The sequence below is a fragment of the Candidatus Omnitrophota bacterium genome (assembly GCA_028715415.1).
In the GTDB taxonomy this organism is placed as follows: domain Bacteria; phylum Omnitrophota; class Gorgyraeia; order Gygaellales; family Profunditerraquicolaceae; genus JAQURX01.
In genome coordinates this window covers 52,402-67,086 of sequence record JAQURX010000005.1, presented here as the reverse complement: position 1 = coordinate 67,086, position 14,685 = coordinate 52,402, and the positions used below count along the sequence as shown (strand labels likewise).

Here is a 14,685-nt window from a genome sequence, read left to right as displayed (position 1 = left end):
ATGCAAGCAGATATCCTACGAAAGAAGTTTCTTGATTTTTTTAAAGCTAAGAAACATAAGATAATTGAAAGCGATTCACTCGCTCCCAAGGATGATCCTACTGTATTATTCACTCCTGCCGGGATGAATCAGTTTAAAAAAGAATTTTTAGGATTCGATTCTGGTTTTAAAAGGGCTGCTACCTCTCAGCGCTGTTTGAGGACTGATGATTTGGAAAAAGTAGGGAAAACTATCGGCCACCATACTTTTTTTGAAATGCTGGGAAACTTTTCTTTCGGGGATTATTTCAAAGAAGAGGCGATTGGCTGGGCGTGGGAATTCTTGACTAAAGAGCTGAAGATTGATGAATCAAAATTATGGGTTTCTGTTTATAAAGATGATGACGAAGCCTACAGAATTTGGCGCGATTCAATAAAGATACCGGTTAATAAAATAATTAAGTTGGGTGATAAAGATAACTTTTGGCCTCAAGAGGCAAAAGAAAAGGGCCCGAATGGGCCATGCGGGCCTTGCTCTGAAATTTTCTATGATTTTGGCAGCAATGTTGGCTGTAAGAAAACAACTTGTGATCCTAGCTGCAGTTGTGGAAGATTTGTTGAAGTCTGGAATCTGGTTTTTACGCAGTTTAACCGTAAAGAAAGCGGTTTGTTAGAGCCTTTGCCGAATAAAAATATTGATACAGGGATGGGTTTAGAGCGGTTAACCGCGGTTATTGAAGGAGTCCAGAATAATTTTGAGACTGATTTATTTAAACCGCTGACTAAAGAGATTGCGGCACATGTTGAGAATAAAAATCGTAAAGATTTAATCTATGCAATCAGCGATCATATCCGCGCCGTAACCTTTTCAATTTATGATGGAATTTTGCCTTCAAATGAATCACGCGGCTATGTTGTCAGAAAAATGATCCGTAAGTCTTTGCTTCATTTAAGGTCTTTGGGCCAGAAAGAACCGTTTCTTTACAAGTTGGTTCCTGTTGTTGTTCAAATCATGAAAGAGCCATACCCTGATTTGGCTAAGCGTAAAGAAAATATCGCAGATATTATTCTTTCGGAAGAAAAGAATTTTATTAATACTTTAAACTCCAGCTCAACTTTATTTAAAGAGAAATTTTCCGTATTGCCAAAAGAAGGAAACCCTGAGTTAGCCGGGAAGATTTCTTTTGTATTACATGATACATACGGAATCCCATTTGAATTAACAAAAGATTGGCTGGAAAAACACAAAATCCAGGTTTCTGTTGAATCTTTTAATAAAGAGTTAGAAGGGCAAAAGACGCGTTCAAAATCGCAAAGTTCAATGAAAGGCGATGTGTTTGATTTAAAAGGCCTGGATTCTGATATTAAAGAAACAAAATTTGTTGGCTACAAAGAATATTCTACAAAAGCTAAGATTTTAAGGATTATTAAGAATAATACCCAGGTTAAAGCAATTTCTTCAGGTGAAGAAGCGCAGATAATATTAGATACGACTTCTTTTTATGCTGAGTCTGGCGGCCAGATTGGAGATACAGGTTTAATTATTAAAGGAAAAAATATTTTTGAAGTTACTGATACGCAAAAGAGTGGAAAAGTTGTTATTCATATTGGAAAGGTAAAATCCGGAAGTTTTAAAAAGTCTGATTCCATAACTGCTGACGTAGATATAGAGCGCAGGCTTAGTATTGCAAGAAACCATACTGCAACGCATCTTTTACAGGCGGCTCTAAGAAAAGTTTTAGGTACGCATGTTCAGCAGCAGGGTTCGCTGGTTGATAATATTAAATTCCGTTTTGATTTTACCCACTTTAAAAATATTAATAATGATGAGTTAAGCAGGATTGAGGAAGTGGTTAATGGTTATGTTTTATCAAATTTATCCCTTGAAACTAAACAATTGTTATTAAAAGAGGCAAAAAAGACAGGCGCGCTTGCGTTCTTCGGTGAAAAATATGAAGGAAAAGTCAGGGTAGTTTCGGTTGATAAGGTTTCAAAAGAATTTTGCGGCGGGACTCATCTTAACGCAACCGGCCAAATAGGTTTATTTAAGATTATTTCTGAAGGCTCTATTGCAAGCGGAATCCGAAGGATTGAGGCAACAACCGGGATAAATGCTTATAGAATAATTAAAAATGAGGAATCTTATCTTAAAGATATCTGCTCTTCATTAAATACTTCAGTTGAAAGTGCTGCTGTAGAAACACAGAAAAAAGTTGATAAAATTAAAGAATTAGAAAAGCAGATTAATTCTCAAAAAATGGATAATCTTAAGTCATCTATCGATTCTTTGGCTAATGAGGCTGAAGATTTAAACGGGGTAAAGGTAATAACTAAAATTATTGATAATTTAGATATGAATTTGTTAAGAAAAAACGTAGATTTAATTAAAGAAAAAACTAATAATTCAATAATTGTTTTAGGTTCCGGAAGTTCTGATAAGGCATTTCTTGTTATTGGCGTAACTCCAGATTTATGTGAAAAAGGCTTTGATGCTTCAATTTTTATTAAGGAAGCAGCAAAAGAAATCGGGGGAAATGGCGGTGGAAGAAAAGATTTTGCCCAGGCAGGAGGCAATAACCCAGCGGGATTGCAGTTAGTTTTTGAAAAAATTAAAACTTTAGTCAAGGAATACAAAAAATGAAAGTTATTAGGTTTACCAGTAAAGAATTAGAAAAAATATACAATCGTGGGTCCCAAAGGCAGAAACGCGTTGAAGACAAAGTCAAAAAGATTATTGATGATGTGCGTGTCTTGGGGGATGAAGCATTATTGAAATATACGAAAAAATTTGATCGTGTAAAATTATCCTTAAGGCAGCTTAAAGTCTCGGAGATTGAAATTAGTGGCGCTTATCAAAATATCAGCCCTAACTTTGTCTCTACTTTAAAAGTAATTATTGAGAATGTAAATCGTTTTTATCGTAAGACTATCAAGAAATCCTGGAGAATTAAGGATGGGGATGGGGTTATTTTGGGAGAGAATTTTACTCCACTTGAAAGGGTGGGGGTTTATATCCCTGCAGGTACAGCTCCTCTGGTATCAACTGTTTATATGACAGTTCTCCCGGCAAAATTAGCAGGAGTTAAGAAAATCGCCTTAATCAGCCCTCCAGATAAATTCGGGTTTATCAACCCGCATATTTTAGTTGTGGCAAACCTGCTAAAGGTAGATGAGATTTATCGTGTAGGAGGAGCTCAGGGGATTGCCGCTCTTGCTTATGGAACAAAGACAATACCGCGCGTTGATAAAATTGTTGGGCCAGGGAATGTATATGTGACAGAAGCTAAACGGCAGGTCTTTGGACAGGTTGATATTGATATGGTTGCAGGCCCGACTGAACTTGTAATTATCGCAAATAGGCATAGCGATCCAAAATTTATTATTGCTGACTTAAAAGCTCAGGCTGAACACGCTAAGGGGCTCGCTATTTTAATTACCAACTCAAAAAGTTTGGCTTATGAAATTAAATCCAAGCTTTCCTCTGACAATGGAACGATAATATTAACAAAGAACCTTGAGCAGGCAGCTGACATTGCCAATAAAATTGCTCCTGAGCATCTTGAAATCTTGGTGAATAATCCAAACAGGCTTTTAAAACTTATAAAGAACGCAGGAGCTATTTTTCTAGGGCCCTATAGCCCGACAGCTGTGGGAGACTATGTCGCTGGCCCAAGCCATGTGCTTCCGACTAACGGGACTGCAAGATTTTTCTCTGGGTTATCAGCGCATGATTTTGTCAAAAGCAACCACATTATTAATTATTCTAAAAAAGCGCTTGAGAAAATAAGAGAGCCTTTAGAAAAGGTTGCAGGGATTGAAGGTTTAGTTAAACATTTGGATTCTGTTAAAGCAAGATTTTAAACTACAAGGAATGATAATGAAAAAAAGAGTTGCGATTGTAAAACGCAAAACTAAAGAAACCGACATAGCTATTGAATTAAATATTGATGGGACTGGTAAGTCTAAAATTAAAACTGGCATAGGATTTCTTGATCATATGTTGGAATTGTTTTCATTTTGGGGCCATTTTGATTTAGACGTGTTAGTAAAGCGCGGTGATTTTAATATTGATATTCACCATACTAATGAAGATATAGGGATTGTCCTGGGGGATGCTTTTAAACAGGCATTAGGAGATAAAAAAGGAATTAGGCGTTTTGGCGATGCATCTGTGCCAATGGAAGATGCCATAGCTAATGTCGCAGTTGATATAAGCGGAAGAGGTTTCTTTAAAGGAATAGAATCGAATTTAGGGCCTATGTCAGCAAAAAAAGACGAGGATTATTCTCTTGAGTACGCGAATCATTTTTTTGAATCTTTAGCGAAGCGGATGGGGATGAATTTAAATATCATACTTAAAACAACTAATCCAGATTTGCATACTAATTTAGAGCCGGTTTTTAAAGCATTGGGTAAAGCATTGGATGAAGCAACACAGATTGATCCTCGTAGAAAGGGTATTCCTTCCACGAAAGGTGTTATTGATTAGATGATTGCGATAATTGACTATGGCATGGGAAATATCCATAGCGTAAATAAGGCCCTGGAGTTACAAGGTGCTAAAACCATAGTTTCAAATAAGTCAAAAGAAATTTTATCTGCCGAAAAGATAGTTCTTCCGGGAGTCGGAGCTTTTGATGATGCAATGGAAGAACTCAAGAAAAAGGATTTAATTTACTGCATCCTTGAGGTTATTAAGAATGGAAAACCATTCTTAGGAATCTGCCTTGGAATGCAGATCCTTTTTGAAACAAGCGAAGAAGCCAAAGAAACAAAGGGCCTCGGTGTTTTTAAAGGAAGTGTTAAAAGATTTAAAGAGGATAAAGGAATTAAGGTTCCGCATATGGGGTGGAACCAATTATCTAAAATTGCCGATAATTGTCCTCTTATGAATGGGGTTCCCGATAAATCTTTTGTTTATTTCTGCCATTCATATTATCCTTTGCCAAAAGATAATAAACTAGTGTCCACAACTACTGAGTATGGGATTAATTTTGCTTCCAGCGTTTGGCAAGGCAATGTATTCGGAATGCAATTTCACCCCGAGAAAAGCCAAGAGATTGGGCTTAAAATGATTAATAATTTTGTTAACTTATAATAAATGCTAATTTTACCTGCTATTGATTTAAAAGACGGATGTGTAGTAAGGCTTGTCCAAGGCAAGTTTGATAATAAAAAACTATACTCCCGTGACCCGGTAAAATCCGCCAAACATTGGGCAAAGCAAGGCGCGCAATTTTTGCACGTGGTTGATTTAGATGGAGCTTTAACCGGAGAGCCTAAGAATTTAAATGTGGTAAAAGAAATAGTCAGCAATATCGGTATCCCGGTTGAATTCGGCGGAGGAGTAAGAGAGATTGATACGATTAAATTACTTCTTAAGTCTGGCGTTCAACGGGTTGTTCTTGGGACTAAAGCTGTAGAAGATGAAGCATTCTTAAAAAAAGTTTATCTTGAATTCAAAGAACAAATAATTGTCAGTATTGATGCAAAAGATGGAAGTGTGCAGATAAAAGGCTGGGAGGCAAGTAAAAAAGGAATTGACGTCCTGACTTTTGCTGCAACTTTAAAGAATATTGGATTTAAGCAGATTATTTACACAGATACCCAGAAAGATGGGACATTGACTGGGCCGAATATTTTAGGCATAAAACAATTATTGAAAGAAACCGGATTAGAAATCATTGCCTCAGGCGGGATATCTTGTTTAGAAGATTTAAAAAAGCTAAAGAAGCTGGAAAAAGACGGGCTTGTTGGTGTTATAGTTGGAAAAGCTTTGTATGAAGGAAAATTTACTTTAACCGAAGCATTGAAAATATCATAAGGGAGGGGAAGATGAATAGAAAAGGGTTAGTAATGTTGGTAATCGCTTCCATTTTTCTTCTTAGCGGCTGCGCGACAAGGAAACATCTTAAGATGAAAGAAATGGATATCCAATCATTAAAGAATCAGGTTTCTGTTTTAGAGTCGCAGATTCAGTCTAAAGATGAAGAAATTAATAGTTTAAAAGATGCTTTAGCAAGGGCGCAAGAGAAACCGGCTGAAGTAGCTGCCATTAAACATGTTTCTAAGAAGAAGGTTGTAGGAGAAGTTAAATCCAGGCCTAATATCAAGCAAATCCAGATTGCTTTGCAGAACGCTGGTTATAATCCGGGCCTTATTGATGGAAAGATGGGGAAACAAACAGTAGATGCGATTAAAATGTTTCAGAGGAATGCTAATATCAAAGCTACCGGCCATGTGAATAAAAGGACATGGGCTTTGCTAAGGCAGTATCTCTATAAAAAAACAAAATAATTTATGCTGACCAAACGAATCATCCCTTGTCTTGATATAAAAGACGCAAGGGTAGTAAAAGGTGTGAAGTTTCTCGGGCTTAAAGACGCTGGGGACCCGGTTGAAGTTGCCAAGGCATATGACGCACAAAAGGCGGATGAACTTGTTTTTTTGGATATCACCGCAAGTTTTGAAAAAAGAAAAACCTTAATTGGCCTTGTTGAAGATATTGCAAAAAATATTTTTACTCCTTTTACTGTTGGAGGAGGAATCGGGGAAGTAAACGATATCAGGGCACTTTTAAATGCCGGAGCAGAAAAGGTGTCAATCAACACGCAGGCTGTCAAGTTCCCTGAATTGATTTCTGATGCGGCTGTTAGATTTGGAAGCCAGTGTATAGTAGTAGCAATAGATGCTAAGAACACAGCGCCCTCTAATAATCCCCCAAAATGGGAAGTTTTCGTAAACGGAGGAAGGACTCCGACGGGTATTGATGCGATAGAATGGGCAAAAAGAGTATGTAAACTGGGAGCTGGAGAAATTCTTTTAACCAGCATGGACTTTGACGGCACAAAAGATGGGTTTGATATCCAGCTTACAAAGTCAATCACTGATGCGGTAACTGTTCCGGTAATTGCTTCAGGCGGCGCAGGAAAACTTGAAGATTTCCAAGAAGTTTTTACAAAGGCAAACGCAGATGCCGCATTAGCTGCTTCAATATTCCATTATCAAGAATATACAATTGAACAAGTAAAGAAGTATTTAAGTGAAAAAGGAGTTTTGGTAAGATTATGAAAAAAGAAAAAGTTTCGTTAAATGATTTTAAGTTTGATAAGCAAGGCTTGATACCGGCAATTGTGCAGGATTATAAAACAAACGAAGTCTTGATGGTGGCTTATATGAATAAAGAATCGCTTAGGCGTACAATCAAACTTGGGAAAACTTGCTTTTGGTCGAGATCCAGAAAGGAATACTGGGTTAAAGGATTAACAAGCGGGCACTTTCAATTTGTTAAATCAATTGCCTACGATTGCGATTTAGATGCTTTATTAATTAAGGTTAGGCAAGTCGGTGCTGCCTGCCACACTGGGAACAGAAGCTGTTTCTATAGAAAACTAAAATAACTAATAAAATATGTATTATCCAACATTCCAGGAATTTAAAAAATTAGCTAAATCGGGTAATGTCATTCCCGTATTTAAAGAGATCAATGCTGATCTTGATACTCCGGTTTCAGCTTTTCTTAAGCTCCAAAAGAGCGATTACGCTTTTCTTTTGGAATCCGTTGAAGGGCAGGAGAAGATTGCCCGGTATTCTTTTTTAGGAAGCAACCCTTCGTTAATATTTATTAGTAAAGGCAGGGATATTGAAATTATTCATCCGCATCAGAATAAATCCGACCGTTTTGTTACCGATTCAACTCCGCTTGATGAAATCAAGAAAGTAATGAAAGATTTTAAGGCTGTTTTGGTAAAGGGCCTTCCTCGTTTTTACGGCGGATTAGTCGGTTATATGGGCTACGATACGGTGAGATTTTTTGAACATCTGCCGGATAAAAACAAAGATGTTCTGAATGTTCCTGATTGTGTATTTATTTTAACTGACACTATTCTTATTTTTGATCATGTAAACCACAAGATAAAAATAGTCAATAATTGTATTTTGCCTAACAAAGGGTTGAAATTGAGCAATATAGAGTTGCTTAAAGTTTATAATAAGGCTTTGAAAAAGATAGAATCTATACGAAAAGAGTTTTGTTCTGCGATAATTGAAAACGATACTATTGAAGAAAAATCCACAAAACCGGCTATCGCCGCTAATCTAAGTAAAAACGAATTTATCAAGATTGTAACGAAAATGAAAGAGTATATAAGAAAAGGTGATATTATACAGGCAGTGCCTTCTATTCGTTTTAGCTTGAAGTTCAGCAAAGACTCTTTTCGTGTTTACAGGAATTTAAGAAGCCTTAATCCGTCTCCTTATATGTATTACTTAAAATTAAAGAAGATTGAGATTGTAGGAGCTTCCCCTGAAATGCTGGTAAGGTGTGAGAATGGAGTTGTCCAAACCCGCCCAATAGCCGGAACAAGGCCCAGAGGTCACTCTGAAGAAGAAGATGTTTTACTTGCACAAGAGCTTGTTTCCGACGAGAAAGAGCGTGCGGAGCATTTAATGCTTGTTGATCTGGGGAGAAATGACTTAGGCAGGGTTAGTAAGATAGGTAGTGTAAAGGTTAGCGAATTCATGTCGGTTGAGAAGTATTCTCATGTTATGCACTTGGTAAGCGAAGTAAGAGGAATACTTGACAAAACCAAATATGATATCTATGATGTAATGAAAGCGGCATTCCCCGCAGGGACAGTTTCCGGCAGTCCCAAGATCCGGGCAATGGAAATTATAGATGAATTGGAGAATCTGCGGCGTGGCCCTTACGCGGGTTGTGTGGGGTATTTTAGTTTTTCACACAACATGGATACCTGTATTACAATAAGAACAATTGTTATTAAGGGTAATTGTGCACATATTCAAGCAGGAGCAGGGATCGTAGCGGATTCAGTTCCTGAAAAAGAATACTATGAGTGTGTAAATAAAGCAAAAGCGTTAATTGAAGCAATCATTAAGTAAGAAAAGTTAACCCCCAAATCTAAAGGATGATTTGGGGCGAGCTTCTGCTCAGGGAGGAAATAAAAAATGGCAGTACATGTAAGATTAAGAAGAATTGGAAAAAATCCTAAAGGGCAAATCCACTTTAGAATTTCTGTTTTTGATGAGCGTAAAGGCAGAGATAGCAGCTGTATAGAAGAATTGGGTTCCTATAGCCCTGTTTCTGGCCAATTCAAGATAAAAAAAGACCGTCTTGAATACTGGGTTAAGAACGGCGCTCAACTTTCAGCAACTGTTAAAAGTCTAGCTAAAAAAGCATCTAAGGAGGCTTAAAATGCCACAAGCACAGGCTGTGAATCCGATAGTTAATCTCATTCCTTTTGCCTTAATATTCGTAATATTTTATTTTATGCTTATTAAGCCGCAAAAAAACAGAGAAAAAGAGCATCAAAAGATGCTTTCAAATTTAAAAAAGAACGATGAGATTGTAACAACCGGCGGCATACACGGAACAGTTATTAATGTTAAAGATAAAACTTTAACCTTAAGAATTGATGAAAACGTAAAAATAGAAGTTGAGAAAAACTGCGTTGCTTATGTTAAAGCGCAACCGGGTTTAGCCAAGTAAAAGTAAGGAGAATCAACTAATGGAAAGGCGTATATTATATAAGTCAATTCTGATTTTGGGAATTGTGGGGCTATGTGTTTATTTTGGTTTCCCTATCCAAAAAAGGATTAATTTAGGTCTGGATTTGCAGGGAGGAATGCATCTTTTGCTTAAAGTTGACACCAGTAATTTAAACGAAAAAGCGAAAGTTGATGCAACTGACAGGGCTGTTGAAGTAATCCGTAACAGGATTGATCAATTTGGAGTAAGAGAAACCTCTATCCAGAAACAAGGTGAAGACGAAATTGTTGTTCAGCTACCCGGTGTAACAGACAGAAACCGCGCTATTGATATTATTGGAAAAACCGCCCTTTTGGAGTTTAAGCTTGTTTCAAATGATGCGGAAAAGTTAAAACAAGCGATAGCAGGCACTGTTCCTGAAGGCTTTGAATTGAAATATACGCAAGAAAATAATGAGCCAATTCTTTTAGAAAAACAAGCTGTTTTGGTTGGAGATGCCTTAACTAATGCAACAGTACAGTTTAGCCAGAGTGAATTTAACGAACCGGTTGTAGGTTTGCAATTTAATGCAGAAGGAGCCAAAAAATTTGCCGATATTACAGCAAAGAACGTAGGAAGAAGATTGGCGATTGTTTTGGATGGAAAAGTGCAGTCAGCTCCTAATATTAAAGAAGCTATTCCTTCCGGAGAAGCAGTCATAACCGGCCGCTTTAGTATTGAGCAAGCTCAGGATTTGTCCTTAATCCTTAGGGTTGGCGCTTTGCCAGCTCCTATGCAAATAGAAGAAGAAAGGACTATCGGCCCTCTTTTAGGCCAGGATTCCATAAATAAAGGATTTAAGGCTGCTTTGATTGGCGTGTGCTTGGTTTTTCTTTTTATGGCAGTTTATTATCTTTTGGCCGGAGTCGTTAGCGATATCGCGCTTTTCTTAAATTTACTTATGGTTTTAGGCGGCTTAGGGATGCTTCCGGTATTATTCCCGGGAATTTCGGCAACTTTGACTTTACCCGGTATAGCTGGTATCGCTTTATCGCTTGGTATGGCAGTAGATGCCAATGTTCTTATTAATGAAAGAATAAGAGAAGAAATTAGAATAGGAAAACCTTTGCGCGTTGCAATTGCTAATGGATATGACAAAGCATTTAGCGCAATTTTTGACTCGAATCTTACTACTTTAATTGCTGCATTTTTTCTTTTTCAATTCGGGACAGGGCCAATCAGAGGCTTTGCTGTTACTTTAACTATCGGTCTTATTGCTTCAATGTTTACTGCGATTGTAGTAACCCGGACAATATTTGAGCTTTTGTTAAATCTTGGCTGGATTAAATCTTTGCCAATGCTTAAGCTGATAAAAGATACTAAGATTGATTTTATTGGAAAAAGAAAGATTTGTTACGCGCTTTCCTTAATTATCATTATTTGGGGAATGACCGTTCTTTTTAAAAAAGGCCCCAGTGCTTATGGCATTGATTTCTCAGGAGGCCAGCTGCAAGAATACAAGTTTAAAACCGCAGTTCCTATTGATGAATTAAGAACTGCTATTAGTGAAGCAGGTTTTGCTAGTGCAACTTTGCAGCAATTTAAAGAGGATCCTAGCGTTGTATTGATAAAAACCCCAAGCTATAAAGGTGATATTGTTACAAATAAACTAAAAGAAAAGTTTCCAAATCAGGATGTGCAGATGCTTAGGGTAGAAAGTGTCGGCCCCATAGCTGGTAAACACTTAGCAGACAAAGCAATTATGGCCTTAATCTGGTCATTTGTAGGTATTTTAGTCTATGTGACTTTTAGGTTTAAACATTTTAACTTTGGGATAGCTGGTATTATTGCGATTGTCCATGACGTCCTTATTGCTCTTGGCGCATTGGCTATTTCCGGAAGAGAAATTGACCTTTTAAGTGTTACTGCATTTCTTACTATTGCCGGTTATTCAATAAATGATACTATAGTTATTTATGACCGCGTTAGAGAAAACATGCGTATACAACGAAAATCTACGCTTTATGAGTTAATTAATCTAAGCGTAAATCAAACACTGGGGAGGACGATACTTACCTCTGGAGTTACACTCTTAGTAGTTATCGCTATCTTTCTCTTTGGCGGAGAAATCTTAAGCAATTTTGCTTTTACGCTTATTGTTGGTTTTATTTCCGGTGTTTATTCTACAGTTTACATCGCGTCTCCTCTTGTAATTGCCTTCGGAGGCCGCAAGGGCTCCAAGTAGCTTATATTCAGCGCTAGCAAAAAAATATTCCTTTTTTGCTAGCGCTTTAATTCTTTCCGAAATGTTTAAATCGTTAAAACTATACCTTAATTTATCTATCAACTTTGAGGCACTTCATGCTTCATTGGTTGACCTTGGCTATAAAAGGCAAGAACGCGTTTTAGAAGAAGGAGACTTTGCCAGAAGAGGAGGCGTTCTTGATATATTTCCTTTTACCTTTGAGTTACCAATCCGCATTGAATTTGATAATGAGCTTATTCAGCATATAAGGTCTTTTAATCCTGATACAGGAGAGCCTCTTTGGGAACACAAGATTGCCATAATCTTGCCAATCAAGAAGCCGTCAAGCCTTAAAACCCATTCTTTTAAAGAAGAGGTTCCTCTTTCAAATTTTGTAGATTTAAATATCGGCGATTATGTTGTGCATAATCAGCACGGCATAGGGCGTTTCCTGGGAATTGAAAAGATTAAATCTGGTGCAAAATCTAAAGATCATTTAGTCATTGAATACGATCGTCAGGAGAAGCTTTACGTTCCGACGGATGCGATGAATTTAGTGCAGAAATACATCGCTTTTCATGTCAGAAAGCCGAAATTATTCCGGTTAGGCGGCAAAGAATGGCAGAGGATAAAAGAAAAAACCAGAAAAGGGATACAGAAATTAGCGTGGGAGCTCTTGTCATTGCAGGCAATGCGGCTTTCTTCACAAGGATTCTCTTTTTCAAAAGATGTGGATTGGCAGAAAGATTTTGAGGCTACATTTCCTTTTAAAGAAACTCCAGACCAGGTTAAAGCAACGAGTGAAGTTAAAGAAAATATGGAATCAACTAAACCAATGGACAGGCTTCTTTGCGGAGATGTAGGCTACGGAAAGACCGAAGTGGCAATGCGCGCTGCCTTTAAAGCAGTAATGGATAATAAGCAAGTAGCCTACTTGGTTCCCACAACAATCCTAGCTGAGCAACATTACCAGAATTTTAGTGCGCGCCTTAAAGAATTTCCGGTAAAAGTAGAACTTCTATGTAGGTTTAAAACACAAGCAGAACAGAAGAAAATTGTTGAAGGTTTAGCCGGAGGCAGTATTGATATTGTTATAGGCACTCATAGACTATTATCGGAGGACGTTTTGTTTAAAAATCTGGGGCTCTTGATTATTGATGAAGAGCAGCGTTTTGGGGTAAAGGCAAAGGAAAAATTAAAGCAGCTAAGGCTTTCAATAGACGTCTTAACTTTGACGGCGACACCAATACCAAGGACGTTGTACATGAGTTTAATGGGCGCCAAAGATTTGTCAGTTATAAATACACCGCCACAAAATAGGTTGCCTATCAAAACTGTTGTGGTAGAATATGATGAAGACCTGATAAAGCAGGCTATACTCAGGGAGATAGGAAGAAAAGGCCAAATTTACTACCTCCATAACCGAATCCATGATATTGAGCGGGTTAAAGATAAGCTAAAAAACTGGCTTCCATCAAATATCAGATTCGCGATAGGCCACGGGCAGATGCCAGCCAAAATTTTGGAAAAAATAATGGCAGATTTTCTGCGCGGAGAGATTGATTGCCTGGTTTGCACGATGATTATTGAATCCGGCCTTGATATTCCGAATGTAAATACAATTATTGTTGAAGATGCGGATATGTTCGGGCTGTCGGATTTGCACCAGCTGCGCGGCCGGGTTGGCAGGTTTAATAGGAATGCCTACGCATATTTTATGGTCCGCGATAAGGATGTGCTGGATTCCCCTGCAAAAAAACGCCTTAACGCGATTCAGGAGCATACTGATTTAGGTGCAGGTTTTAATATTGCAATGGAAGATCTAGAAATAAGGGGCGCTGGTAACCTTTTAGGCATTGAACAGCATGGTTTTATCGCAGCAGTAGGGTTTGATTTATATTGCCGACTTTTGAAAGAGGCAATTACGGGCTTTAAGAATGCCGGAGTCTTTAATGATAAACAAAATTAAATTTTGCTTTTTTTGCTTACTAAGCATGCTTTTTGTTTTTCCTTTAAAGAATTCTTTAGCGGAAGATAAAATTATTGCCGTAGTTAATAAAGAAAGCATTACTCAAAAAGACCTGAAGGATTTTGTTAATTTTATCCGGCTTCAGTATTCTGAGCAATTTAGCGGGAAAGAGCTAGAAGAAAAAGTAAATGAATTGAAAATGGATTTGTTGAATAAATTAATTGATGACCGTCTTATCTTACAAGAAGCAAGAAAAAACGATGGGAAGATTGAAATAGCCCCTAAAAAAACTATAAGCATTATTCCTGATGCAGGCAAGATTAAAGATAAAATTAATGAGATCAAGAAGAAATACGGCTCTGATGCGGCATTCCAGCAAGCGCTGGCTAAACAAGGACTTGTTCAGGCAGATTTAGAAAATAAGATTAGGGATCATATCCTTATGAGTAATATTCTGGAGTTTAAGGTTATGAGCAGAATTGTAGTTAGTCCGGAAGAAGTTACTAGTTATTACAATGCACATCCCAATGAGTTTAATACCGGAGAAATCCGTGATTTAGATGTCATTAATATTGAAAATAAGGATCAAGCCGATTCCTTGGTCTATAATCTAAGAAGGGGCGAAAAGCTCACAAGCCTTGCCACGAGGTATCCTCTGGTTGTTAACAACTTGAAAGTCTCCAAAGACGAAGAATTAAAAAAGGAAATCTCCGATATTGTCTATAAATTGAATGTTGGAGAAGTCTCTGATCCTGTTGAAATTGACGGCCAATGTTTTGTTTTTAGGTTAAGCAGCATATCTGCCCCTGAACAGGTTAGCCTGTCGCAAGTTCAAGACAAGATTCAAAACTTTCTTTATGAAAAGAAAAAAGAAGAGCAGCTGAAAAAGTGGCTTGCTGAAATTAAGAATAATTCCTATATAAAAATCATGCAATAAATCTGTTTAATCCGTCATACCTTTTAGTCTTGTCATACCTGCGAAAGCAGGTATCCAGGAAATAGCGTA

At 37.5% G+C, this 14,685-nt stretch carries 14 protein-coding genes; all 14 read left to right on the top strand.

Going from position 1 to position 14,685, the window contains the following annotated elements:
• The 14 genes from alaS (at position 1) to PHO70_03110 (ending at position 14,616) form a co-directional block, all read left to right on the top strand.
• Positions 1-2,619, top strand: a complete 2,619-nt coding sequence (gene alaS / locus PHO70_03175; GenBank protein MDD5431970.1) for an alanine--tRNA ligase — start codon at positions 1-3, stop codon at positions 2,617-2,619.
• Positions 2,616-3,839, top strand: coding sequence for a histidinol dehydrogenase (gene hisD / locus PHO70_03170; protein ID MDD5431969.1), 1,224 nt, complete (start codon positions 2,616-2,618; stop codon positions 3,837-3,839). Before alaS ends, hisD begins: the two co-directional genes overlap by 4 nt.
• A gap of 16 nt (positions 3,840-3,855) precedes the next feature.
• Positions 3,856-4,467, top strand: coding sequence for an imidazoleglycerol-phosphate dehydratase (locus tag PHO70_03165; protein ID MDD5431968.1), 612 nt, complete (start codon positions 3,856-3,858; stop codon positions 4,465-4,467).
• Positions 4,468-5,076 (top strand): imidazole glycerol phosphate synthase subunit HisH, encoded by a 609-nt coding sequence (hisH, locus tag PHO70_03160; GenBank protein ID MDD5431967.1) that lies wholly within the window; start codon positions 4,468-4,470, stop codon positions 5,074-5,076.
• A gap of 3 nt (positions 5,077-5,079) precedes the next feature.
• Positions 5,080-5,802, top strand: a complete 723-nt coding sequence (hisA, locus tag PHO70_03155) for a 1-(5-phosphoribosyl)-5-[(5-phosphoribosylamino)methylideneamino]imidazole-4-carboxamide isomerase (protein ID MDD5431966.1) — start codon at positions 5,080-5,082, stop codon at positions 5,800-5,802.
• Between the two features lie 11 nt (positions 5,803-5,813).
• On the top strand, positions 5,814-6,275 hold the full coding sequence (locus PHO70_03150) for a peptidoglycan-binding protein (GenBank protein ID MDD5431965.1): 462 nt from the start codon (positions 5,814-5,816) through the stop codon (positions 6,273-6,275).
• Between the two features lie 3 nt (positions 6,276-6,278).
• Entirely contained in the window at positions 6,279-7,049 is a 771-nt protein-coding gene (gene hisF / locus PHO70_03145) for an imidazole glycerol phosphate synthase subunit HisF (protein MDD5431964.1), read from the top strand.
• Positions 7,046-7,378, top strand: a complete 333-nt coding sequence (gene hisI / locus PHO70_03140) for a phosphoribosyl-AMP cyclohydrolase (GenBank protein ID MDD5431963.1) — start codon at positions 7,046-7,048, stop codon at positions 7,376-7,378. Before hisF ends, hisI begins: the two co-directional genes overlap by 4 nt.
• A gap of 10 nt (positions 7,379-7,388) precedes the next feature.
• Positions 7,389-8,879, top strand: coding sequence for an anthranilate synthase component I (gene trpE / locus PHO70_03135; GenBank protein MDD5431962.1), 1,491 nt, complete (start codon positions 7,389-7,391; stop codon positions 8,877-8,879).
• Positions 8,880-8,945: 66 nt separating this feature from the next.
• Positions 8,946-9,191 (top strand): 30S ribosomal protein S16, encoded by a 246-nt coding sequence (gene rpsP, locus PHO70_03130; GenBank protein ID MDD5431961.1) that lies wholly within the window; start codon positions 8,946-8,948, stop codon positions 9,189-9,191.
• 1 nt (position 9,192) lies between these two features.
• On the top strand, positions 9,193-9,486 hold the full coding sequence (yajC, locus tag PHO70_03125) for a preprotein translocase subunit YajC (protein ID MDD5431960.1): 294 nt from the start codon (positions 9,193-9,195) through the stop codon (positions 9,484-9,486).
• A 19-nt stretch (positions 9,487-9,505) separates the two neighbouring features.
• On the top strand, positions 9,506-11,710 hold the full coding sequence (gene secD, locus PHO70_03120; GenBank protein ID MDD5431959.1) for a protein translocase subunit SecD: 2,205 nt from the start codon (positions 9,506-9,508) through the stop codon (positions 11,708-11,710).
• 61 nt (positions 11,711-11,771) lie between these two features.
• A complete protein-coding gene (gene mfd / locus PHO70_03115; GenBank protein MDD5431958.1) occupies positions 11,772-13,679 on the top strand; it encodes a transcription-repair coupling factor in 1,908 nt (635 codons plus the stop codon).
• The gene (locus PHO70_03110; protein MDD5431957.1) at positions 13,663-14,616 is read left to right on the top strand and encodes a peptidyl-prolyl cis-trans isomerase; all 954 of its coding nucleotides are present in this window, start codon (positions 13,663-13,665) and stop codon (positions 14,614-14,616) included. The genes mfd and PHO70_03110 overlap by 17 nt, the downstream gene beginning before the upstream one ends.
• Positions 14,617-14,685 lie beyond the last annotated feature (69 nt).